This window comes from Enterovirga sp. CN4-39, from assembly GCF_049446235.1.
GTDB lineage: Bacteria > Pseudomonadota > Alphaproteobacteria > Rhizobiales > Beijerinckiaceae > Enterovirga.
The window spans coordinates 106,477-128,320 of sequence record NZ_JBMSEF010000014.1; the positions used below are offsets into that span (position 1 = coordinate 106,477).

General features: G+C 68.6%; 20 protein-coding genes. 12 read left to right on the forward strand and 8 right to left on the reverse strand.

All coding sequences use genetic code 11. The features are described from left to right. Positions 1-24: 24 nt before the first annotated feature. On the reverse strand, positions 25-1,140 hold the full coding sequence (hppD, locus tag ACO2SS_RS20700; RefSeq protein WP_423279700.1) for a 4-hydroxyphenylpyruvate dioxygenase: 1,116 nt from the start codon (positions 1,138-1,140) through the stop codon (positions 25-27). Positions 1,141-1,253: 113 nt separating this feature from the next. Between hppD and ACO2SS_RS20705 the strand changes: the two genes are divergently transcribed. After that, positions 1,254-1,739, forward strand: a complete 486-nt coding sequence (locus ACO2SS_RS20705; protein ID WP_423279702.1) for an Lrp/AsnC family transcriptional regulator — start codon at positions 1,254-1,256, stop codon at positions 1,737-1,739. 156 nt (positions 1,740-1,895) lie between these two features. Here the strand turns inward: ACO2SS_RS20705 and ACO2SS_RS20710 are convergent, their stop codons facing one another. The 3 genes from ACO2SS_RS20710 to ACO2SS_RS20720 form a co-directional block, all read right to left on the reverse strand. Further along, entirely contained in the window at positions 1,896-2,198 is a 303-nt protein-coding gene (locus ACO2SS_RS20710) for a GIY-YIG nuclease family protein (RefSeq protein WP_423279704.1), read from the reverse strand. 199 nt (positions 2,199-2,397) lie between these two features. Continuing rightward, entirely contained in the window at positions 2,398-3,063 is a 666-nt protein-coding gene (locus tag ACO2SS_RS20715) for a GntR family transcriptional regulator (protein ID WP_423279706.1), read from the reverse strand. Then, positions 3,060-5,987, reverse strand: a complete 2,928-nt coding sequence (locus ACO2SS_RS20720) for an FAD-binding and (Fe-S)-binding domain-containing protein (protein ID WP_423279708.1) — start codon at positions 5,985-5,987, stop codon at positions 3,060-3,062. Before ACO2SS_RS20720 ends, ACO2SS_RS20715 begins: the two co-directional genes overlap by 4 nt. 53 nt (positions 5,988-6,040) lie before the next feature. Here ACO2SS_RS20720 and ACO2SS_RS20725 point away from each other — a divergent pair, with 53 nt between their 5' ends. The 3 genes from ACO2SS_RS20725 to ACO2SS_RS20735 all read left to right on the forward strand — a co-directional run bounded on the left by ACO2SS_RS20725 (position 6,041) and on the right by ACO2SS_RS20735 (position 9,582). Beyond that, a complete protein-coding gene (locus ACO2SS_RS20725; protein ID WP_423279710.1) occupies positions 6,041-7,270 on the forward strand; it encodes a pyridoxal-phosphate-dependent aminotransferase family protein in 1,230 nt (409 codons plus the stop codon). 11 nt (positions 7,271-7,281) lie between these two features. Next, entirely contained in the window at positions 7,282-7,707 is a 426-nt protein-coding gene (locus ACO2SS_RS20730) for a GlcG/HbpS family heme-binding protein (RefSeq protein WP_423279712.1), read from the forward strand. A gap of 543 nt (positions 7,708-8,250) precedes the next feature. Further along, on the forward strand, positions 8,251-9,582 hold the full coding sequence (locus ACO2SS_RS20735) for a GGDEF domain-containing protein (RefSeq protein ID WP_423279714.1): 1,332 nt from the start codon (positions 8,251-8,253) through the stop codon (positions 9,580-9,582). A gap of 63 nt (positions 9,583-9,645) precedes the next feature. On the opposite strand, the gene ACO2SS_RS20740 is transcribed toward ACO2SS_RS20735, so the two are convergent. The 3 genes from ACO2SS_RS20740 to ACO2SS_RS20750 all read right to left on the reverse strand — a co-directional run bounded on the left by ACO2SS_RS20740 (position 9,646) and on the right by ACO2SS_RS20750 (position 12,770). Then, complete coding sequence (locus ACO2SS_RS20740) at positions 9,646-9,984, reverse strand: antibiotic biosynthesis monooxygenase family protein (protein ID WP_423279716.1); 339 nt, start codon at positions 9,982-9,984, stop codon at positions 9,646-9,648. 238 nt (positions 9,985-10,222) lie between these two features. Next, positions 10,223-11,449, reverse strand: a complete 1,227-nt coding sequence (locus tag ACO2SS_RS20745; RefSeq protein ID WP_423279717.1) for an ABC transporter substrate-binding protein — start codon at positions 11,447-11,449, stop codon at positions 10,223-10,225. Between the two features lie 34 nt (positions 11,450-11,483). Then, positions 11,484-12,770: a hydroxymethylglutaryl-CoA reductase, degradative gene (locus ACO2SS_RS20750; RefSeq protein WP_423279718.1), complete on the reverse strand. Its 1,287-nt coding sequence runs from the start codon at positions 12,768-12,770 to the stop codon at positions 11,484-11,486. A gap of 202 nt (positions 12,771-12,972) precedes the next feature. Here ACO2SS_RS20750 and ACO2SS_RS20755 point away from each other — a divergent pair, with 202 nt between their 5' ends. The 3 genes from ACO2SS_RS20755 (at position 12,973) to ACO2SS_RS20765 (ending at position 15,436) form a co-directional block, all read left to right on the forward strand. After that, complete coding sequence (locus ACO2SS_RS20755) at positions 12,973-14,373, forward strand: PLP-dependent aminotransferase family protein (RefSeq protein WP_423279719.1); 1,401 nt, start codon at positions 12,973-12,975, stop codon at positions 14,371-14,373. 75 nt (positions 14,374-14,448) lie between these two features. Next, complete coding sequence (gene yciA / locus ACO2SS_RS20760; protein ID WP_423279755.1) at positions 14,449-14,904, forward strand: acyl-CoA thioester hydrolase YciA; 456 nt, start codon at positions 14,449-14,451, stop codon at positions 14,902-14,904. 1 nt (position 14,905) lies between these two features. Then, entirely contained in the window at positions 14,906-15,436 is a 531-nt protein-coding gene (locus tag ACO2SS_RS20765) for a hypothetical protein (RefSeq protein ID WP_423279720.1), read from the forward strand. 33 nt (positions 15,437-15,469) lie between these two features. Here ACO2SS_RS20765 and ACO2SS_RS20770 read toward each other — a convergent pair whose 3' ends face one another. Continuing rightward, positions 15,470-15,772 (reverse strand): DUF4326 domain-containing protein, encoded by a 303-nt coding sequence (locus ACO2SS_RS20770; protein ID WP_423279721.1) that lies wholly within the window; start codon positions 15,770-15,772, stop codon positions 15,470-15,472. A gap of 172 nt (positions 15,773-15,944) precedes the next feature. Between ACO2SS_RS20770 and ACO2SS_RS20775 the strand changes: the two genes are divergently transcribed. The 5 genes from ACO2SS_RS20775 (at position 15,945) to ACO2SS_RS20795 (ending at position 21,694) form a co-directional block, all read left to right on the forward strand. Beyond that, complete coding sequence (locus tag ACO2SS_RS20775; RefSeq protein ID WP_423279722.1) at positions 15,945-16,334, forward strand: hypothetical protein; 390 nt, start codon at positions 15,945-15,947, stop codon at positions 16,332-16,334. Between the two features lie 202 nt (positions 16,335-16,536). Continuing rightward, a complete protein-coding gene (locus ACO2SS_RS20780) occupies positions 16,537-17,265 on the forward strand; it encodes an adenylate/guanylate cyclase domain-containing protein (RefSeq protein ID WP_423279723.1) in 729 nt (242 codons plus the stop codon). A gap of 140 nt (positions 17,266-17,405) precedes the next feature. After that, positions 17,406-18,128: a response regulator gene (locus tag ACO2SS_RS20785; RefSeq protein WP_423279724.1), complete on the forward strand. Its 723-nt coding sequence runs from the start codon at positions 17,406-17,408 to the stop codon at positions 18,126-18,128. Then, positions 18,129-19,190, forward strand: a complete 1,062-nt coding sequence (locus ACO2SS_RS20790) for a cytochrome-c peroxidase (RefSeq protein ID WP_423279725.1) — start codon at positions 18,129-18,131, stop codon at positions 19,188-19,190. Continuing rightward, positions 19,187-21,694, forward strand: coding sequence for a DAHL domain-containing protein (locus ACO2SS_RS20795; RefSeq protein WP_423279726.1), 2,508 nt, complete (start codon positions 19,187-19,189; stop codon positions 21,692-21,694). Before ACO2SS_RS20790 ends, ACO2SS_RS20795 begins: the two co-directional genes overlap by 4 nt. Positions 21,695-21,844: the final 150 nt, after the last annotated feature.

A 21,844-nucleotide genomic window follows, 5' to 3' on the forward strand; every position in this document is an offset into this window, starting at 1 on the left:
CCTATGTCGTTGCCGCGGCGCCGGTCAGGCCGGCTCCGCCTTCAGCACGCCGCGGCGGATCTGGTCTTCCTCGATCGACTCGAAGAGCGCCTTGAAGTTGCCCTCGCCGAAGCCGTCGTCACCCTTGCGCTGGATGAACTCGAAGAAGATGGGCCCGATCGCAGTCTGGCCGAAACGCTGCAGCAATACCTTGGTGAAGCCGCCTTCGACCACCCCCTCGCCGTCGATCAGTATGCCGTTGCGCTGCAGGCGCTCCGCGTCCTCGCCATGCTTCGGCAGGCGCTTGTCGATGCGGGCATAATAGACGTCGTTCGGGGCCGGCATGAACTCGACCCCGTTCGCCAGCAGCGTCTCGATCGAGTCGTAGAGGTCACGCGAGCCGAGCGCGACATGCTGGATGCCCTCGCCCTTGTATTCCTTCAGGTATTCCTCGATCTGGCCCTGCTCGCCGGCATCCTCGTTGATCGGGATGCGGATCTTGCCGTCCGGGCTCGTCATGGCGCGCGAGTGCAAGCCCGTGAGCTTTCCCTCGATGTCGAAGTACCGGATCTGCCGGAAGTTGAAGAGCTTTTCGTAGAAGCCCGCCCATTCGTTCAGACGGCCGCGATGCACGTTGTGCGTCAGGTGGTCGATGTACCAGAGCCCGGCGCCTTCGGGATGCGGGTCCGGCTCGCCCGTCCAGGTGAAGTCGATGTCGTAGATCGAGCCTTTGGCTCCGTACCGGTCGACCAGGTAGATGTGCAGCCCGCCGATCCCCTCGATGACCGGGATGGTCAACTCGCCCGCCGCGACCTCCCGCTCGACGGGCTTCGCGCCGAGGGCGATCGCGCGCTCATAGGCCCTCTTCGCATCGACGACCCGGAACGCCATAGCGGGCGCGGACGGCCCGTGCTCGGCCGCGAACCGGGCCGCGAAGGAGCCGGGCTCCGCGTTCAGGAGGAGGTTGATGTCGCCCTGCCGGTAGAGCGTCACGTCCTTGGACCGGTGCCTGGCGACCGCGGAAAAGCCCATCTGCCGGAACAGCCGGTCGAGCGCGGTGGGGTCCGGGTGGCAGAACTCCACGAATTCGAAGCCGTCCGTTCCCATCGGGTTCTCGTCGGAGATCGCGGGCGGGGGAGCGTCGTGCGGAAAGGGACCCATTCGAACCTCCTTTGGGGAGCCCCGATCCCAGCACGCCCCGCCCGCATGGTGCGTGCGAAGTTGACGGAAGGAGGCGCTCCTGCTGCAAGAAACGCGCAGGGAGGCATTCTGTTTTGCTCGACACGGTCACGCTGGACGGGTTCGACCTCAAGATCCTCGCAGCGCTCCAGCGCGACGGGCGCCTGACGAACCAGGAGCTCGCGGACGAGGTCGGGCTGTCGGCGAGCCAGTGCTCGCGGCGACGTCTCGCCCTCGAGGAGAAAGGCGTGATCCGCGGCTACCCGGCCCAGCTCGCGCCGGAGCGGCTGGGTCTCGGCGTTACGGTGTTCACGCAGGTCACGCTTGCCCGGCACAGCCCCGACAACGCCCGCCGCTTCGCCGAACTCGTCCGCCGCCTCGACTTCGTGCTGGAGGCGCATGCGCTCACGGGAGATGCCGACTACCTGGTGAAGATGATCGTCCCCGACCTGCCGACGTTGTCGGAGGTCGTGAACGAGCACCTCCTGCCGCACGAAAGCGTCGCCAACGTCCGCTCGGCCGTTGTGCTGCAGACGCTGAAGACCGGCACGGCCCTGCCGCTGGGGTGGGTGAGGGGGTAGCGTCATCCTCGGGCGTCGCGCAGCGACGACCCGAGGACCTCGTGCGGAGTGCACTCTGACGAGATGGTCGGCTCGAGGCCGACCATGACGGCCCGCTCCGCCGTCATCCTCGGCCGGAGCGAAGCGGAGAGCCGAGGACCTCTTGAAGGATGATCGCTACTCCGGCGCGAGGCCGGACATCTCGAAGAAGAGGTCGCGCCAGGTCGGGTTCTCCCCCTCGACCAGATCGATCTTCCAGTCGCGATACCAGCGCTTGAGGCTCTTCTCGCGCTGGATGGCGACACGAACATCCTCGTGAACCTCGTACCAGACGAGGCGCGTGCAGTTGTACTTGCTGCTGAACCCAGGGATGAGCGATTGCCGGTGTTCTGAGATGCGCCTGACGAGATCAGTCGTAACACCGATGTAGAGCACGCCGCGCGGCTTGTTCGTGACGATGTAGACGAACGAGAACTTCACCAGCAGAGCTTAGCGGGACGGTTCAGCTCTGCAAGGAGCCATTCTCGTCCTGAGGTCCTCGGCTCTCCGCTCCGCTGCGGCCGAGGATGACGGCGGAGAGCGTGCGCCGTCATGGCCGGCCTTGAGCCGACCATCTCTCCGGAGCCACAAGCGGCTGGAGGTCCTCGGGTCGTCGCTGCGCGACGCCCGAGGATGATGCTCACCCGTAGCTCGCCAAAATCAGCTCGGCCTTGCCGCGGATGTGGCGGCGCATGAGGGCGGCGAGCGCTTCGCCGTCGCGTGCCTTCAGCAGCCGCAGCATGTCCTCGTGCTCCTCCAATGCGCGCTGCCACTGCTCCGGCGTCTTGTGCGCAGCATAGCGGGCGCGCTGGATGCGGCCGGAGAGCGTCGCGTAGATGCCCTGGAGCGTGGCATTGCGCGAGGCGGCCATGATGGCCTCGTGGATCTCGCGGTTGAGGGTGAAATAGGCGACGTTGTCGCCCGCCCGGAACGCCTCGACCATGCGGGTGTGCCGTTCTGCAATGGCGTCGATCTCCTCGTCCGTGATCAACCGGCAGGCGAGCTCGGCGGCGGTTCCTTCCAGGCCCGCCACGACCTCGATCATCTCGTCCGTCTCCTCCGGCGAGATGGACGCAACCCGCGCGCCCTTGTTCGGCAGGAGCTCCAGCAACCCTTCCGTCGCGAGGATCTTGATCGCCTCGCGCAACGGCGTGCGCGAGATGCCGAAGCGCTCGGACAGTTCCAGCTCATTCACGCGGGCGCGCGGCTCGAGCTCGCCCTCGCGGATCAGCTCGCGGATGCGGTCGGCCACCTCGTCATGGAGGTAGCGCTTGCTGATCGGGGCCTTGTGGAGCGGCTGGCTCATGCGGGCCTCAATGCCCCATCGAGCACGCGGGCGACATGGACCGCGTCGCGCCCCGCGCCGTCATGGATCTGGTGCCGGCAGCTCGTCCCGTCGGCGACGACGAGGTCGTCCGGTCCCGCCTTCCGGAGTGCCGGCAGAAGGGAGATTTCGGCCATGGCAAACGAGACGTCGATGGTCTTCGCACCGTAGCCGAAGGCCCCGGACATTCCGCAGCAGCTCGACTCGACGGTCCGAACCTCCAGGCCGGGCACGGCTTTCAGCACGGTCTCGACCGCTCCCATCACGCCGAAGGACTTTTGGTGGCAATGGCCGTGCAGGTGGGCGACCCGTCCGTTCTGACCGGAGAGCGGCAGCGCGATGCGCGCTGATGCGAGATCGGCCGCGAGCGCTTCCTCGAAGAGCAGCGCGGCTTGCGCGAGAGGTTCGACCTCCGCCTTCGGCAGCAGCGCAAAGAACTCGTCCCGGAAGGTGAGCAGGCAGGAGGGCTCGAGCCCGACCACGCGGGCGCCCTTCGCCACATAGGGCGCGAGAGCGTCCAGGGTGCGGCGCGCCTCAGCGCGCGCCTCGTCCACGAGGCCCGCGGACAGGTAGGTGCGGCCGCAGCAGAGCGGGCGCTTGCCGTCCTGCGCCGCGACCCGGTGCAGCCGGTAGCCGGCGGCGCGGAGCACGCGCTCGGCTGCCTCCAGGTTCTCGCGCTCGTAATAGCGGTTGAAGGTGTCGCCGAAGAGCACGAGGTCGAGCCCGTCGCCGGCAACGTTCTCCGGTGCGGCGGTGGGCCCTTTCTCGGCCCAGGGGCGTCCCCATTTCGGCAGGGTCCGCCGGGCCGAAAAGCCGAGATAGCGCTCGGTCGCGCGCGCCACCGGGCCGATGCGGTCCCGCAGGTTAAGCAGCGGCGCGAGTTTCGCTGCCACCGGCGCATAGCGCGGCAGGTGCGCGATCAGCCGCTCCTTCAGGGGCAGTCCGTGCCGGGCGTGGTAGTGGTGCAGGAACTCGATCTTCATCCGGGCCATGTCGACGCCCGTCGGGCATTCGCGGCGGCAGCCCTTGCAGGAAACGCAGAGGTCGAGCGTCTCCTTCATCTCGGCCGACGTGAACGCGTCCGGCCCGAGCTGGCCGGAAATGGCGAGGCGCAGCGAGTTGGCCCGCCCGCGGGTGACGTGCTGCTCGTCGAGCGTCGCCCGGTAGGACGGGCACATCGTGCCGGCGAGCGTCTTCCGACAGGTGCCGTTGTTGTTGCACATCTCGACCGCCTGGGCGAACGAGCCCCATTCGGACCAGTCCAGCACGGGCTTCGCCGGCTCCACGGTTCGGTAGCCGGGCGGAAAACGCATCAGCGACCGGTCGTCCATCCGGTGCGGGCGGACGATCTTGTCGGGGTTCAACCGGTTCTCCGGGTCGAACCCGTCCTTCACCTCCTCGAAGGCGCGCACGAGCCGCGTGCCGAACATCCGCTCGTGGAACTCCGAGCGCGAGATGCCGTCGCCGTGCTCGCCCGAATGCGAGCCCTCGAAGCGCCGGACGAGTTCGCAGGCCGCCTCCGCGATCTCGCGCATGGCGCGCGCGCCGGCCTCGTCCTTCATGTTCAGGATCGGGCGCACATGCAGGCAGCCGACCGAGGCATGGGCGTACCAGGTGCCGACCGTGTCGTAGCGGCTGAACAGGTCGGTCACGGCGTCCGTGTAATCGGCGAGGTGCTCCAGCGGGACGGCGCAATCCTCGATGAAGGAGACGGGTTTTCCGTCGCCCTTCATGGACATCATGATGTTGAGGCAGGCCTCGCGCACGTCCCAGACCGAGCGCTGGCGCGGCGGCTCGGTCACCTCGACCACGGCATCGGGGAAGCCGTGATCCGCCATGCAGGCATCGAGGCGGCGCAGGTCGTTCCGCAGGCTCGCGAGATCGTCCCCCGCGAACTCGACCAGGAGCAGGCAGTTCGGCTGGCCCTTCGTGATGTCCGCGAGCGTGCGGCGGAAGAGCGGGATGTCGGCGCCGAGCACCAGCACGTTGTTGTCGACGAGCTCGACCGCGACCGGCCCGAGCTCGACGAGGTGGCGCGTCGTCTCCATGGCCGAGCGGAACGACGGGAAGTGGCAGACGCCCATCACGCGATGCGTCGGCAGGCGCGAGAGCTTCAGCGTCACCTCGGTCGTGAAGGCGAGGGTGCCTTCCGACCCGACCAGGAGATGGGCGAGGTTCGGATGCTCAGGAAGGAGCGCGTCGAGATTGTAGCCGCCGACCCGCCGCTGCACCTTCGGGAACATGCGGATGATCTCGTCCCGCTCGCGGTCGGCCAGCGCCACCATGCGGTCGGCGAGATCGGCCGCGCGCTCCGATCCGGCAAAGCCGGCCGCGTTGCCGCCGCGCGGCCCGGCCGTAATCTCGTCGCCCTCGGGCAGGAGCGCCCGGATCCCGAGCACGTTGTCGACCATCTTGCCGTAGCGGATCGAGCGGGCGCCGCAGGAATTGTTGCCCGTCATGCCGCCGATCGTGCAGCGGCTCGCCGTCGACGGCTCGACGGGGAAGAACCAGCCATCGCCCTTCAGGCGCGTGTTCAGGTGCTCGAGCACAAGCCCGGGCTCGACGACCGCGATCCCTGCCGCGGCATCGACTGAGCGGATCGCCTTCAGGTGGCGCGAGCAATCGAGCACGAGGCCGGAGCCAACCGGCTGGCCGTTCTGGGAGGTGCCCCCGCCGCGCGCGATGACGGGCACGCCGTGCTCGCGCGCGATCGTGAGCGCCGCCTGGATGTCGGCCGTGCTCTTCGGAAACAGCACGCCGGCCGGCATGATCTGGTAGATCGAGGCATCCGTCGCGTAACGCCCGCGCGTGAAGGCGTCGAAGCGGACCTCGCCTTCCAAAGCCTTCGAGAGGCGGCGCTCCAGGCCGAGGTCTCGCGACCTCGCGGCCGCGTTCGAGGTGTTCATTCTTGTCGTTGTCCAGACCGGCTTGACGTGCCCGCCGGCAAAGATAATACAAAATGCAATCCGGGCAACCGCCCATCGGGGAGGGTTCAGTGAGCTACCAGGCCGGCCGTCATTTCTTGCAGATCCCGGGGCCCACGAACACGCCTCTTCCGGTGCTCGCCGCCATCGCGAAGCCGACCATCGACCATCGCGGGCCGGAATTCGGGAAGCTCGGCCGCGAGGTGCTGGCCGGCATCAAGACGATCTTCAAGACCGAGAACCCGGTCATCATCTACCCGGCCTCCGGCACCGGCGCCTGGGAAGCGGCGCTCTGCAACACACTCTCGCCCGGCGATCGCATCCTGATGGCCGAGACCGGCTGGTTCTCGACGCTCTGGAGCCGCATGGCCAAGAAGCTCGGCCTCGAGGCGGAAGTCATCCCGGGCGATTGGCGCCACGGCGTCGATGCCGGCGCGATCGAGGCGCGGCTGGCCGAAGACAAGGGCCGCTCCATCAAGGCCGTCTGTATCGTCCACAACGAGACCTCGACGGGCGTGACCTCGGGCGTCGCGACCGTCCGGCGGGCGATCGACAAGGCGGGCCATCCGGCCCTGCTCCTCGTGGATACGATCTCCTCGCTCGGCTCGATCGACTACCGGCACGATGAATGGGGCGTAGACGTCACCGTGGGCGGCTCGCAGAAGGGCCTGATGCTGCCGCCGGGCCTGTCCTTCAACGCGATCTCGGACAAGGCGCTCGCCGCCTCCAAGACCGCCAGGCTGCCGCGGTCCTTCTGGGACTGGGAGGAGATGCTGGCGATCAACGCCAAGGGCTTCTTCCCCTACACGCCTTCGACGAACCTCCTTCAGGGCCTGAACGTCGCCATCGGCATGCTGCACGAGGAGGGCCTCGACAACGTCTTCGCCCGGCATGATCGCGCCGCGGAGGCGACGCGCCGCTGCGTCCGCCACTGGGGCTTCGAGATCCAGTGCGCCGAACCGGCGGAGTACTCCTCCTCGCTCACGGCCGTCCGCCTGCCCGAAGGCCATTCGGCCGACAATCTCCGGGCCGAGATCCTCGAGCGGTTCAACATGTCGCTCGGCAACGGCCTCGGGCCGCTCGCCGACAAGGTCTTCCGCATCGGCCATCTCGGCGACTTCCATAACCTGATGGTCACGGGTGTGCTGACGGGGGTCGAGATGGGCCTGCGCGTCTGCGGCATCCCGCACAATTCCGGGGGCGTCGAGGCCGCGATGAGCTATCTCGCCGGAAATGCTGCGCCTGGCGCGATGCCAGTCAATTGAGGGACGAAACCATGCTGACGCTCGACCAGGCCCACGCCATCCTGCACGCCGCCATCGCCGAGGCCGGCAAGCGGGGCCTCAAGCCGCTCGCCGTGCTGGTGCTGGACGGGCGTGGCGCACTCAAGGCCGCCCTCGTGCAGGACGGCTCGTCGCTGTCGCGGGACAAGGTGGCGTTCGGCAAGGCCTATGGGGCGCTGTCGCTGGGGATCGGGTCGCGCGCGCTGCACAAGCGCGCGGAGGAGCAGCCCTATTTCGTCTCGGCCGTGAACGGCCTCCTGGGAGGGGCGCTGATCCCGGTTCCGGGTGGTGTGCTGGTCAAGGACCAGGCCGGCGCCGTGCTCGGAGCCGTCGGCATCTCGGGCGACACCTCGGACAATGACGAGGCCTGCGCCACGGCGGCCATCGCGGCCGCCGGGCTCGTGGCGGACGCCGGCTAGGCAGCTCGAGCAGAACCAGGATCCCCGTCCCGGGCACCACGCCTTCGCCGGCGACGGCGGGCGCGCCGCTCTGAGACGGGTCGGGCTTGGGCCGGCGGAGCAGCCTCTTTCTCCGTCACCCGACCGCGCTTCGATCCCGGGGCGCGATGAGAGAATAAGTCGGTCCCTCGCTCAGGGGCCGTTTCAGCGTTCTCACCAGTCGAGAGCGTGGGCAGTTCGCCCTGTCCGCAGGACGCCGCCCACCCGTCACGCCGGCGTGGCGCTGCTGCCGCGAGGCCGGCACCCGAGGCGGCCCGCTTGGGGGCGAGGGCCGAACCTGGCCGAAAATCGCCGGCGCGGGTGCCAGAGACGCTCCAAAATCAGATCATCGAACGCCTTGCGCCCCTGACGCCCTTCGACCTTCAGTTGTCGAAGCCATGAAGGTTGTTCACCCGGCCTGGGCTATGAGGCCGGGCAGCGAAGCCAACCATCCCGGACGGGAGTGCCAGATGAACTCCTCCTTCTGAGGCGGGGGCGCGCAGCAAGTTGCGAGACATTGTCTGAATGACGGAAACCGTTACCGATCGCGCCTCCATCAGGCTCCTCCGTGACATCGTCGCCGAGCATGGGACCGTCCTGGTGGCGCGGTTCTATGATGTGCTGCTCCAGGACGCCGAGGCGCGGAGCTTTCTCAGCCACTCGGTCGTGCATGACCGCTTGAGCGCTTCCTTGCTCAAATGGCTGATCGCGCTGCTCGGCGAGGACGACATCCGCATGTCGGATGAGCTTCGGGGGCAGCAGAAGACGATCGGCGAGGTGCATGCCCGGATTAAGGTGCCGATCCACCTCGTGATGGAGGGCGCGATCGTCATCAAGGAGGGCCTTGCCGAGTTCCTGGTGGCGGCAGGCGACGTCGAGGCTTCCTCGGCGATGGGTGCGGCGCGGCTGGCCAATGTGCGGATCGACACCGCCATCATGCTGATGAGCCAGGCCTACGTGAACGACGCCACTGCCCGCGCGCGCCTCGATGAAGCCTATCGCCTGTTCTCGATCGACCAGGATGTCGCGACCGAGCGCGAGGCGCAGCGGGCGAGCCTGATGGAGTGGAGCCAGAAGACCCTGTTCGGCCTGCTGCGCGGGCAGGCGCAGGTGGGCCTCGACCGGCTGGCCCACTCGCCCTTCGGCCTGTGGCTCCGTCACCGGGCGGAATTCATGTTCGAGAAGTCGGGGCGGTTCCAGGAACTTCTGGCGGAAACGCACCGGATCGACGGCACGCTGCTGCCTCAGCTGGAGGATATGGGCCAGCATAACCGCCAGGCCGCTGCCCTGACCGACCTGCAGGCTGCCGTCGACCGCGTCGCCTATCTCCTTGGCGAGCTCTTCCAGACGCTCACGGCGCTCGAGAATGGGCGGGACCCGCTGACCCGTGCGCTCAACCGCCGCTTCCTTCCGGCGATCCTGGGCCGCGAGATCAGCTTCGCCAACCAGAGCAAGACCCCGCTCTGCATCATCCTGCTCGACGTCGATCACTTCAAGGCGATCAACGATCGCCATGGGCATCAGACCGGCGACGGCGTCCTGCGGCAGGTCGCGCAGGTCATCATGGATCATGTCCGGCCGAGCGACTTCGTGTTCCGCTACGGCGGCGAGGAGTTCCTGGTGGTGCTGACAGAGACCGGGGTCGGCGATGCCCAGATCGTGGCCGAGCGCATCCGGCTCGCCCTGGAGGGCACAAAGCTGGACACGGGCACGTCCGAGGCACTCGCGATAACGGCCTCGTTCGGCATCGCCGCCCATGGCGGCCACCCGGATCAGCAATATCTCATCAAGGCGGCGGACAGGGCCCTCTATGCAGCCAAGTCCGCCGGACGGAACCGGATCGAAATCGCGACGTGAGGGTGTTCCCGGCGTGACGGCCCAGTGCCGCGATCGCTCAGCCCGGCGGAAGCCGGGCTCCGGTCACTCCGCTGCCTGCGACCGGCTCTCGCGGGTCAGCGTCTGGAGGACCTCGAAGCCTTCGAATTGCGGATGGCCGGCATAGAGCTGCCGGGTGCCGGGCGCGCGCCCATGCGCCTTGCGGAACTGCTCCGACCGCGTCCAGGCCTCGAAATCCGCCTTCGACGCCCAGACCGTGTGCGAGGAATACAGGATGTGGTCCTCGTGCTCCGGCCCGCGCAGCAGGTGGAATTCGACGAAGCCCTTCATCTCGTTGAGGTGGCTGTCCCGGTTGCGCCACACCGCCTCGAACTCGTCCGTGGCGTCCTTGAGCACTTTGAAGCGGTTCATGGCGATGAACACCGTCTTCTCTCCCTGCTGAGCGGGCTCGCCGCGCATTGACGTCGAAAGACCGGCACTACCATCCGGCGCCGAGCGAAAGACGTGGCTCCCCTGCCGCGCCGCGATAGGCGGGTCAATGGGACATGATCGCCGCCTGGCCCTCCGTCCGGTGCTGGATCGGTCAACAGGGAAAGCCGGCCCGCAGGCGGGCCGGCTCGGTGCTGTCGGTTGGCCGGCCCGGGCGGGCCGAGCCTGGACCTTAGTTGGCGGCGATCATCGGGCAGCGGCCATCGGCGATCGGCCGGAAGGCTTCGGCGGCCGGGATGGTCTGGACGAGCTTGTAATAGTCCCACTGCCCCTTCGATTCCGCAGGCGTCTTCACCTGGAACAGGTACATGTTGTGGATGTGCCGACCGTCCTCGCGCACCTTGCCTTCGCCGAAGAGCGGATCCTTCGAGGGCAGCTCCTTCATCTTGGCCACGACCGCCTTGCCGTCCGTCGTGTTCGCGGCCGCGACGGCGCGCAGGTAATGCAGCGTGCCGGCATAGACGCCGGCCTGGTTCGCGGTCGGACGCCGGCCTTTCATGGCGGCCGCGAAGCGGTCGGCGAAGGCGCGCGTGCCCTCGTTCGTGTCCCAGTAGAAGCCTTCGGTCAGGTAGAGGCCCTGGGCATCCTTGAGGCCGATCGCATTCACGTCGGTGAGCTGCATCAGCAGCGCCGCGAGGTTCTGCCCGCCGGCCGTAATGCCGAATTCGGCTGCCTGCTTCACCGAGTTGATCGTGTCGCCGACCGCATTGGCCAGCGCGATGACCTGCGCCTTCGATCCCTGCGCCTGCAGCAGGAACGACGAGAAGTCGGCAGCCGCCGAAGGATGGCGTACGCTCCCGACGATCTTCCCGCCTTCCGTCTTCACGACAGCCGCCGCGTCCGCCTCCAGGGCATGGCCGAAGGCGTAATCCGCGGTGAGGAAGAACCAGGTCGTCTTGCCGGCCCGCAGCAACGCCAGCGCGGTGCCGTGCGAGAGGGCCCAGGTATCGTAGGTCCAGTGGACCGTGTTGGGCGAGCATTTCGGGCCGGTGAGGTCGGAACTGCCAGGGCCCGAGGCGACGAACACCGCCTTGGAATCGCGCACCACCTCCTGGACGCCGAGCGCGACCGACGAGAACGGCACGTCGAGGATCGCGTCGACCCCTTCCTGGCCCACCCAGCGCCGCGCCGTCGCGGTGCCGATATCCGGCTTGTTCTGGTGGTCGGACTGGATCAGCGCGACCTGGATCTTGCCGTTCTCCTTGGCGAAATCCTCGATGGCGAGCCGCGCCGCGACGACGGAGCCTTCGCCGGTGGAGTCCGCCGCGAAGCCGCTGAGGTCCGTGAGCACCCCGACCTTCACCTTGTTGCCGGGGATCTCCGCCTGGGTCAGGCCGGTCGTCGCCATGAGGGCGAGGGCCGCCGTCAGGCCGATGCCCCATCTCGTTCGTCTCACCATCGTCGTTCCTCCCGTGGTTGTTCGTTCGCGAAGGTCAGCTTTTGCGGAGGTCCTGCAGGACCTTTTCCGCGACGTCGACGCGGACCGTCCCGCGTTCGACGAGCGTGCGGGCGACCGTCTCGATCTCGTCCCCGACCGCCCCGGCCATCATGGCGATGTTCTGCGCATGGAGGGCCATGTGGCCCTTCTGGATCCCCGTCGTGGCGAGCGCCTTCAGGGCGGAGAAGTTCTGGGCCAGGCCCACCGCCGCGATGATGCGGGCCAGTCGCTCGGCCGTGGGGACGCCCAGGATCTTCAGGCAGGCTTGCGCGGTCGGGTGCAGCTTGGTCGCGCCGCCCACGAGGCCAACGGCAAGCGGCAGCTCGATGGAGGCGGACAGGTCTCCCTCGGCCGTCGTCTCGTAGCGGGTCAGGCTCGTGTAGCGGCCGCTCCGGGCCGCGTAGGCATGCGCGCCGGCCTCGATCGCGCGGGTGTCGTTCCCGGTCGCGAGCACCACGGCGCTGATGCCGTTCATGATGCCCTTGTTGTGTGTGGCCGCCCGGTACGGATCGGCCTCGGCGAAATGGTAGGCGCTGAGGATCCCGTCCCTGACCTCCGGCCCGCCGATCTCCGCCGTACGCCACACGGCGTGCGCGCGGGCCAGCCGCCTGTCCGCAAGGTTCGACAGGATGCGCAGATAAACCCGCCCGCCGCTCCAGCGTGCGACGTGAGGCGCGATCGTCTCCGCCATCGTGTTGACGGCGTTGGCCCCCATCGCGTCACGCGTGTCCACGATGAGGTGGGTGACGACCATCGGGCCACCCAGCGTGTCGAGGACCCGGACCTCGAGATCGCGGAACCCGCCGCCGAGCCGGACCAGAACCGGGTCGCATCCGTCGCAGATCGCCTGGATCTCGCTCCGCCGCTCCAGGATCCGGATGCGGGCCGCATGCGGATCGCTGATCCCGACCGCCTGGACCTGGGCGATCATCAGGTTGCCGGACACGGAGGTGGCGAAGCCGGTGTCGTAGTTCTGCCGCGCCGCGTTGCAGACCGCGGCGACGACCGAGGATTCCTCCGTTGCCATGGGGACGAGGACGTCCTCGCCATCGACCTTCATGTTCGTGGCGACGCCGATCGGGATGTTCATCGTCGAGACGACGTTCTCGATCAGGCGGTCCCCGAGATCCGGCGGCAGGTTGCCGAAATCCGAAAGCCGCTCGACGACGTCGGGCGCGAGGTCGGCGAAGCTTGCCACGAGGTCGAGGCGCTCGCGCGGGCTCTTCTTGTGAAAGCCCGCGATGCGCGAGCTGCGGTTGGGAAGTGGGGTTCCGTCTGTCATCGCCCAGCCTTCGTTCGGCATGGGGCAGTTGAGCCGGACAGGAGCGGCGGCAAAGGCCGGCGGATCATGCGGCCGGACGTCAGCCGGCCATCCGTCCCCCCTGAACCGGGCTTTGCTGCCCGTTGCGGAAACCGTACCCGTCGCCATCCCGGCCGCAAGGTATGGTTTGCGCCGATTCCGGAGGCACCGTACCCTCGGCAGCATGGGTACGATCTCACCCGCCGATGGGCCCCCGCGTCAGGTCGACCGCGTTTTCGACGCTCTGGTCGACCGCATCGAAAGCGGTGCTCTGCCCGTGGGGAGCAAGCTTCCCTCGATCCGGGCGGCGGCGACATCGTTCGGCGTCTCCAAGAACACGGCGATCAACGCCTATGAGAGGCTGGTCGCGTCGGGGCGGGTCGAGAGCCGGCCCGGATCGGGCTTCTACGTTTCGGGCCGCAAGCCGCTTCCGCCACCGGCGCTGCAGCCGGCCGCGATCGAGGCCGTGGACAGCGTCTGGCTGCTGCGCGAGCAGCTCGAGCGCCATTACGAGGTCCGGGTGGGCGACGGCCGCCCACCACCGTCCTGGATGGAAGGGTCGGAGGTGGGCCGGCACCTGTGGGGGCATTCGGGACGGGGCCGTGCCCTGCAGGAGAGCTATGGCTCTCCGTTCGGCTACCTGCCGCTCCGCCAGGCGCTCGCCCTGACCCTCGCGGAACGCTCGATCCGGGCTGTCGCCGACAACATCCTGCTGACCGCGGGGGCGAACCACGCGCTCGACCTCATCGTGCGCCAGCTTGTTTCGCCCGAGCAGCCGGTGCTTGTCGACGCTCCCGGCTATTACCCGCTCTTCGGAAAGCTGCATCTCGCCCGGGCCAGACTCGTCGGCGTTCGCCGCAACGAGGACGGGCCCGACCCCGAGGACCTCGCCGCCAAGATCGCCGCGACAGGCGCGAAGCTGTTCTTCACGCAGTCGCTGGCGCACAACCCGACGGGCTGCTCGATCACGCTTCCGGTCGCGCACCGGATCCTCGGGATCGCCGGAGCGGCCGGCCTGCAGGTCGTCGAGAGCGATCCGTTCGGCGACGTGCTGCCGGCCATGAGCCCGCGTCTCGCCGCGCTCGATGGGCTGGAGCGGGTGATCTATGTCGGGACCTTCGCCAAGACCCTGTCCGCGAGCCTCAGGTCGGGCTTCATCGCGGCAAACGCCGCCCTGCTGGGCAGCCTGCTCGATCTGAAGATGGTCACGACCGTCAACAGCTCCGGCTTCGTCGAGCGGGCGCTCCATGGCCTGATCGAGAGCGGGCATTACCGGAAGCATCTCCGACGGCTTTCGGCCCGGATCGAAGCCGCGGCCGGGCAGGCGCGAGGCGTTCTCGGGCGGCTCGGGCTGCCGGTCTTCGGGTCCCCCGCGGGCGGGTTCTACATCTGGTGCGAACTGCCCTCCGGCACCGACCTGGAGGAGCTCTCGCGCCGCGCGGCGGCGGAAAGCATCCTGTTCGCACCCGGAACCATCTTCAGCCCCGACGGGCAATCGGCGACGCCGACAACCCGGCTCAACGTCGCCCATGTGGGCGATCCGCGCTTCGAGGCCTTCATGCGACGGGAGTTGAAGGCACCGTGAGCCTGCAGGGCCGCGCGCCCGGCGCGCCGCTCCGCTATAAGGGCGTAACAACAAATCCAGGGTACGGGGATGAAAATGCGCACAGAGGTGGACGGAGATGGAGGGCTGGCCTCTGCATCCTCCCGGGAGGACAGGCCGCGTGGCGATCTGACTGTGCGAACCATCGCCATGCCTGCCGACACGAATGCGAATGGCGACATCTTCGGCGGCTGGGTGATGGCCCAGATGGACATCGCGGGTGGGATTGCAGGGGTCGAGCGTGCGCAGGGGCGCGTCGTCACGGTCGCCGTGGATGCGATGACCTTCATCCGCCCAGTCCGCGTCGGGGACGTGCTGTGCGTCTATACGCGCGTCACCTCCGTTGGCCGGACCTCGATGAAGATCGAGATCGAGGCCTGGGCCCGGCGCTTCCGTCAGGATTATCGGGAGAAGGTGACCGAGGCGACGTTCACCTTCGTGGCCATCGACGAGGAGGGCCGCCCGCGCCCGGTTCCTGCCCTGATGGCCGGCACCTCCGACCACGTTCTCTGAGATGGCACGCGCGCCGAAGCTGAAGGTCTATTGCGCGCCGATGGGCTTCCACGATGCGCTAGTGGCCGCGCCGAGCCAGAAGGCGGCGCTCAAGGCCTGGGGCACGACGACGGATCTCTTCGCTGCGGGCCGGGCGTCCATCGTGGAAGACCCTGATCTGCAGAAGCTGGCGCTCGCGCGTCCGGGCGAAGTGGTCAAGCATTCGCGCGGGGACGAGGCGGCGATCCTGCAGGATATCGAGACGACCGAGGGAAAGCGGAAGCCGTCGCGGGCCAAGGCGCCGGCGCCCAAGACCAAGGCAGCGCCCCCGCCGGACCGGTCGAAACTCGAGGATGCGGAACGAGAGTTGGACGCCGCGAAGCGGGAACTGGACGCCCGCCTCGCGGAACTGGCACGGCAGCGCTCCGAACTGGAGGCGGAGGAGCGCACCGCCCGGCGGGACGGCGAGGCGAACATCTTCGAACTCGAGCGGGAGAGGGCGAAGGCCGCCCGCGACTACGAAGCTGCCCTCAAGCGCCACGCCCGAAGCTGATCGGAGGATCTGCGCGACGATTCTGCGCTGCCTCTAGCCCGCCTCCCCATCCGACTGCCGGTTCGCCAGTTCGAGCAGCACGTCGGCATGGCAGGGCTGATCGAGCCGGCACCAGCAGGCAAGGTTCCTGCCGCGGAGCGGATCGAGCCAGTCGGGCCGGACCTCCAAAATCTCGTCGGCGTGCAGACGGAAGAGCCGGATGCTCTCCTCGCGGCTGCTGTCGGGGCCGATCGCGTAGGGGTTGCCCCAGATCGTGCTCCGGTCGACCTTCACGGTCCCGGGCGGCATGCGCCAGCCCTGGCGCCGGCTGAGCTGGATCCGGACCGGCAGCGTCATGTCGCCCCTCTCATCTTCGGCGTCCTCCTGGTTCCCTCGACCGATTGAGCCACTGCCGGCCGCCGCGCGTCGGCTCGGATGGGATTTCAGATGAAACGCGACGGCCCTCACCTGCAACAGGGAGGACACCGATACAGGGGAGAAGCAGGTCGTTGCCAAGCTGGAGACGATCATGCCTCTGACCTTCACGAATACGCTGTCGGGATTTGCGAAGCGGCAGCATTCGGGCCGGAAGCACCTGCGGTCCGGCCTGCTGCTGGGATCGGCGGTCGCGGGGCCGCTGGTCGTCGGTCTCGCCGAGCTTCGCGCGGAGGCGGCCCCGGCGGCCCGCGCACAGCATCGGACAGGCGCCGAGATGGCGACCCGGGCCTCCTTCTATGGCGGCGGGCACTGGCATGCCTACGGCACCGGCCCGGGCAGGAAGCCCTCCCGCAAGGACGCCGCCCGGCTTGAGGCGCCTTCCGCCGAATTCCTCAGCACCGGGCCGTCGCGCGAGCGCGGCGAGCGGCGAGGGCGATCGCGCCCGCGTGGCGACATGGCCAATGAGCGCAATGCCCGGTGACCCGATCGCCCGCATGCGCGGGCTCAGGCGCAGATCGGGCCGGCGTCGCGGTGCAGATCCGCGGCGGACCAGCGGCGACTCAGTCGGGCTCCTGATGTCGGGCCGCATTGCGGTCGCGAACCAGGAGCGAGCTTGCGATGCCTTGCCAGCCGAAAGTCGATGTCGGGACCGAAGCGAGTGCACGAGCCGGGGCGAGAGCGACATGACCTCCCTGCTTCGAGGCCTGTCCTCCATCCTGCCCACCCGGAAGAACGCGCGAGCCAGCCCGCCGGACCGTCCGAAGCCTCCTCGCATCTGTCCGGGGGAGCGCACCTGGCCAGAGCTGCTGCGCGCACCGCCTGACGCCATCCGGCGCAAGGCCGCGATCCTGTTCATCGACCTCTCCGGCTTCACGGGGGTGAGCGAGCGCATCGGTCTCGACGGGACGCTTGCGATCCTCGCCGACTTCTACGGCATCGTGGAGACGACGGTTCTCGACGAGGGCGGAGTGGTCCTGAACTACCTCGGCGACGGCGCCCTGGTCGCCTTCGGGGGCGGGCCAGAGTGCGAGGACGCGAGAAGTGCCGTCCAGGCGGCGCTGCGCCTCCTCGATCGCGTATCGGACTGGATCTCCCGGCAGCCGGAGCACAGGGCGCTGGCAGGCGTGCGCATCGGCGCGCATGTCGGCGAGGTGCTCGTCGCCCGGTTGGGCGGGGTGGCGCACAGGCCGATGACGATCCTCGGCGACAACGTGAACGTCGCGAGCCGGCTTCTCGAGCTCGCGCCGGCACGGGGATCGGCGATCGTCTTCTCGAAGCCGCTGCTGGATGCGGCAGGTCCGGCCCTTCCGGAGGGGGCGCAGCAGCTCCTGCGCGCCGGCCGTCTCGCCGCGATCCGTGGCAGGTCGGAGCGGCTGGTGGTCCACATCTGGACCGGAACCAGCATGTGCTGAGCCGAAGACGCGCGGGTGCCGGGCACTCACGCGTCGAGTGTGACGTCGGTCACAGCGCCCCTCCTGTCGCACGCGATCAGATGTTCCCGACGCAACGGCGTGCCCGCAGCCACGCCGTTGCGCGCTGATTTGGAGGAGTCATGCCGAGCAAGCACGTTGTGGTGGTCGACGACGATGCGGTCATGCGCGACCTCATCGGCGATTACCTCGTCCGCCACGCCTTCAAGGTGAGCCGCGCCGCGGATGGCGCGGCGATGGCGCGGGTCGTGACGCACCTGCCGCCGGACCTCATCATTCTCGACCTGCAGCTTGGGACCGACGACGGCCTCGAGCTGATGCGGTCCATGTCCACCAAGGTCGAGGCGCCCGTGATCATCATCACGGGCAACCGGGGCGAGGAGGCGGACAAGGTCGTCGGCCTCGAACTCGGGGCCGACGACTACATCACCAAGCCATTCAGCCTGCGCGAGCTGCTCGCGCGCGTCAGGGCAGTGCTCCGCCGCGCGGAAGGCGCTGGCGCGGCAGCGCGGCGGAAATCCGACCGCTCCACCTATCGGTTCGGCGGCTGGGAACTGTCCATGAAGGCACGCCGGCTGACCTCGCCGCAGGGAGAGGTCATCCGCCTGACGGCGGCGGAGTTCAATCTCCTGTCGGCCTTTCTCCGCTCACCCCAGCATGTGCTGTCCCGCGAACAGCTCCTCAATGCGAGCCGCGTGCACGACGACGAAGTGTACGACCGCAGCATCGACGTGCTGATCCTCAGGCTTCGCCGCAAGCTCGAGCGGGATCCGCGGCAGCCGACCCTCATCCGGACGGAGCGCGGCATGGGCTACGTGCTGTCCACCAGGGTCGAGGTGGGCTGAATGCGCGGAGGCTCCCACCGGCTGCTTGCGCCATGGTTCCGGATCCTTCGGGACCCGTTCCTGGTCGTGCAGATCGCCGGCTGGCTCTTGGTCGGCGGCGGCTTGGTCTTCCTGGCCCGCGCACAGGAAGGCGTGAGCGCACCGGCTCCTGCGAGCCCGGCCGTGATCACGCCCGTTCGGCCGATTCCGGTGCAGCCGGACAAGGTGCGGCTCGGCGAGAGGCTGTTCGGCGACACGCGGCTTTCCGGCAGCGGGAAGCTCGCCTGCACCTCGTGCCACGACCTGTCCCGCGGAGGCAGCGACGACCAGGCCCGCCCCGAGGCGAGCGGCGACATGCACGACTACAACGCGCTCACCGTCTTCAACGCCGCCTACAATTTCCGGATGAACTGGCGCGGGAACGCCCGCACGCTCGAGGAGCAGAACAACGCCGTCATCACCGACCCGCGCTTCATGGGGGGCGATTGGGGCGAGATCCTCAAGAAGCTGGCAGCCGACCAAGGGTATCGCGCGGCGCTCACGACGATCTACGGCCCTCGCTGGAGCAAGGCCGACGTGCTGGACGCGCTCGCGGAGTTCCAGCGTTCCCTGGTCACGCCGGACAGCCGCTTCGACCGGTATCTGCGGGGAGAGCAGGGCGCGATCACGGCCGCGGAGGAGCGCGGTTTCCGGCTCTTCGAAAGCTACGGCTGCGTCGCCTGCCACCAGGGCAGGAACATCGGTGGCAACCTTTTTCAGAAGTTCGGGATATTCACCGATCCATTCAGCGGACGAACGCCCGCCATGGCGGCGGATCTGGGCCGCTACACGCTCACGGGCCGCGAAGAAGACCGCTTCGTCTTCCGCGTCCCCAGCCTCCGTAACGTCGCGCTGACTGCGCCCTATTTCCACGACGGCGGCATCCGCAGGCTGGACGAGGCCGTGGCCATCATGGCCCGGACGCAGCTCGGCCGGGAATTGCCCCCCCACGAGGTCGAACTCATCGTCCGGTTCCTCCAGACGCTGACGGGCGAATACAACGGACGCCCGCTCGATCAGGACGCCGGCAGGGGGGCGCCGTGATCCTGTTTCGCGCACTGGGCCTTGCGGCTGCCGTCGGCCTGCTCTTCTTCGGGTTTGTGTTCGCCCGCGATGCCGCGCCGAACCCTGCCGAGCACGAGCGCCTGCTGACCAGCATGCTCACGGCGTTCCTGGACGACGCGGCGCTGCAGCGGGACGTCCTGCAGGCTCGCACGGGGCGCCTGCGAAACTATGATCCGCTGAACGAGCGGATGGGCCGTCTCCAGCGGACGGTGACAGACCTGCGGGGGGCAAGCCGGATCGCGACCGGCGATTCGGCGCTCGCCCTCAGGCGCGGCGTGGAGGAGATCGCCGCGCTGGTCCAGGCGCGCGAGGATACGGTCGAGCGGTTCAAGTCGCGCAACGCCCTGGTCCAGAACTCGATCCAGATCTTCAGCCACTCGGTCGAGCGGGTCACGCGCGCGGTGTCCGTCTCCGACCCGACGCTCGTGGCCGATCTCGGCGGGGCGGCCATCGCCATGCTGCGGTTCGTCGACAATCCCGGCGAGCAGAACCAGGAGGAGATCGGAAAGCTCCTCGCCCGTCTGAAGGCCCGGGTCCCGACCGACCCAGACCTCCGCGCGATGATTTCGCACGGTTCGCTCATATCGGCGAGCCTGCCGGTCACGGAGCGCCTTGCAACGGAGCTGCAGACGCCGCTCATCTCCGATCGGGTTCGCGTGCTCCATGCCAATTTCCTCCGCGCACGCGCCGCAGTCGAGCTCCGGGCGGGCTGGCTGCAGCGAGGCCTCTATGCCGCGGCGGTGTCGCTCGCCCTCTATATCGCGGCCCTTCTCCTGCGCCTGCGCTACCAGACGGAGGCGCTGAAGCGCCGGCTCGCGCTCGAACATGCGACGGCCGCCATATCGAGCCACTTCATCGAGCTGCCCTCCGATCGCGCGAGCGACGGCATGGCCGCCGCGCTCGCCTTGCTCGCCCGCTATAGCGGCGCCGAGGAGGTGCACGTGGTCGCGGCCGACGAAGAGGGAGAGATCCTGCTCGCCCATCATTGGCCCGAGCAGGTGGGCGAGACCTCCCCCCGTGAATCGTTGGCGCGCGGTGCCGCCGAGGCCCGGAGCTTCGCGAATTCGGACGAGGCCCTGCCCGGCACCTGCATCCTCCAGCGGCTGGCCGAGCTGAGACGGCGGATGCCGGGCGGCGACGGCTGGTCGGCCTTCCCGCTCCGCGGCCTCGATGCCGGCTCGGGCTACGTGATGTTCAAGTCGCCGCCCCATATGGCCGGCTGGGCCGCGGAGGACAGGGTGATCCTCGGCATGGCGGCCGAGATCTTCAGCATGGCGCTGCGCCGCAGCCGCAACGAGGAGGAGCGCCAGGAACTCGAGCGGCGGCTCGCACAGGCACAGCGGCTCGAGTCGCTCGGCACCCTGGCGGGAGGCATCGCGCACGAGTTCAACAACATCCTGGGCGGCATGCTGGGCCATGCCGAGATGGCACAGCTGTCGCTCCGCCGGAGCTCCCCGAGGCGTCGGCATCTCGAGCAGGTGATCAAGGGCGGCGCACGGGCTCAGGCGGTGATCGACAACGTTCTCGCCTTCGGGCGGCGGCGGAGCCGGACGGTCGAGCGGCTCGACCCGGCCCTGGTCGTGCAGGAGGCGCTGGACCTGCTGCGCGCGTCGCTGCCCGATGCGATCAGCCTCTCCCCCAGCCTTGCCGAAGGCGCCGCGATATCCGGCGACGCGACGGAGCTGCAGCAGGTCGTCCTCAATCTCTGCACCAATGCGGCGCACGCGATGGGTGGAGCGGGCAACATCGCTCTGACCCTCGCCGTGGAGGAGCTCGCCATCGAGCGCGCCCTCTCCCACGGCCACCTCGCCCGGGGGCGTTTCGTCCGCCTCGAGGTGGCGGATCACGGATCGGGCATCGCGCCTGCCGTCATGCGCCGGATGTTCGAGCCCTTCTTCACGACCAAGCAAGCGGGAAGCGGCAACGGGCTCGGCCTGTCCACCGTGCACGGCATCGCGACCGCCTGGGGCGGCGGCGTGCACGTAATCAGCCGGCCGGGGGCCGGCACGAAGGTCCAGGTCTTTCTCCCGACCGCTCCCGAAGAGCAGCCCGGGGCCGAGCCGCCCGAAGAGGAAGGGCGGCCGATGCGCGGCGGCGGGCAGACGATCCTGCTCGTGCAGCCTCGGCGCAAGCAACTGCTGCTGGACGAGGAGATACTCGCCGCCTTGGGGTACGAGCCGGTGGGCTTCGAGAGAGCGGAGGATGCCGTCGTGGCGGTCGCCGGCGATCCCGACCGCTTCAGCGCGGCGCTCGTCGACTTGCCGGGCCCGGACGGGCCGGCGCTTTCGCGACAGCTCGCCCAGAGATGTCCGGGGCTGGCCGTCATCCTCCTGGCCGACGCGGATGCAGTGCTGGATGGCCCGGCGCTGCGACGTTCCGGGATCAAGGAGGTGCTGCGGAAACCCGTCCGCTCGCGCGGCCTTTCCGAGTGTCTGGTGCGCCAATTGTCGTCCGCCCGGTACGTGCGGCTCGTCCCGGTCTGATCCGGTCGTCACTGTAGATGACAGAAAGATGAATGGTCGCGTTACTTGTGTAACGTGATGGTCCTTGACCGAAATACCCCTGATTGGTGCGAGGGGTAGCGTCCTCTCGGAAGCAGGGTGAAGCATCCTCGGTGGAGGATGTTCGCCGTC

Bases quoted from the DNA above. Each gene is read 5' to 3' on its own strand.
- ACO2SS_RS20745 (WP_423279717.1), bottom strand. From the start codon at position 11,449: ATGGTGAGACGAACGAGATGGGGCATCGGCCTGACGGCGGCCCTCGCC.
- ACO2SS_RS20785 (WP_423279724.1), top strand. From the start codon at position 17,406: ATGCCGAGCAAGCACGTTGTGGTGGTCGACGACGATGCGGTCATGCGC.
- ACO2SS_RS20775 (WP_423279722.1), top strand. From the start codon at position 15,945: ATGCCTCTGACCTTCACGAATACGCTGTCGGGATTTGCGAAGCGGCAG.
- ACO2SS_RS20730 (WP_423279712.1), top strand. From the start codon at position 7,282: ATGCTGACGCTCGACCAGGCCCACGCCATCCTGCACGCCGCCATCGCC.
- ACO2SS_RS20765 (WP_423279720.1), top strand. From the start codon at position 14,906: ATGGCACGCGCGCCGAAGCTGAAGGTCTATTGCGCGCCGATGGGCTTC.
- ACO2SS_RS20780 (WP_423279723.1), top strand. From the start codon at position 16,537: ATGACCTCCCTGCTTCGAGGCCTGTCCTCCATCCTGCCCACCCGGAAG.
- ACO2SS_RS20715 (WP_423279706.1), bottom strand. From the start codon at position 3,063: ATGAGCCAGCCGCTCCACAAGGCCCCGATCAGCAAGCGCTACCTCCAT.
- ACO2SS_RS20750 (WP_423279718.1), bottom strand. From the start codon at position 12,770: ATGACAGACGGAACCCCACTTCCCAACCGCAGCTCGCGCATCGCGGGC.
- ACO2SS_RS20725 (WP_423279710.1), top strand. From the start codon at position 6,041: ATGCAATCCGGGCAACCGCCCATCGGGGAGGGTTCAGTGAGCTACCAG.
- ACO2SS_RS20755 (WP_423279719.1), top strand. From the start codon at position 12,973: ATGGGTACGATCTCACCCGCCGATGGGCCCCCGCGTCAGGTCGACCGC.
- hppD (WP_423279700.1), bottom strand. From the start codon at position 1,140: ATGGGTCCCTTTCCGCACGACGCTCCCCCGCCCGCGATCTCCGACGAG.
- yciA (WP_423279755.1), top strand. From the start codon at position 14,449: ATGCGCACAGAGGTGGACGGAGATGGAGGGCTGGCCTCTGCATCCTCC.
- ACO2SS_RS20720 (WP_423279708.1), bottom strand. From the start codon at position 5,987: ATGAACACCTCGAACGCGGCCGCGAGGTCGCGAGACCTCGGCCTGGAG.
- ACO2SS_RS20790 (WP_423279725.1), top strand. From the start codon at position 18,129: ATGCGCGGAGGCTCCCACCGGCTGCTTGCGCCATGGTTCCGGATCCTT.
- ACO2SS_RS20770 (WP_423279721.1), bottom strand. From the start codon at position 15,772: ATGACGCTGCCGGTCCGGATCCAGCTCAGCCGGCGCCAGGGCTGGCGC.
- ACO2SS_RS20735 (WP_423279714.1), top strand. From the start codon at position 8,251: ATGACGGAAACCGTTACCGATCGCGCCTCCATCAGGCTCCTCCGTGAC.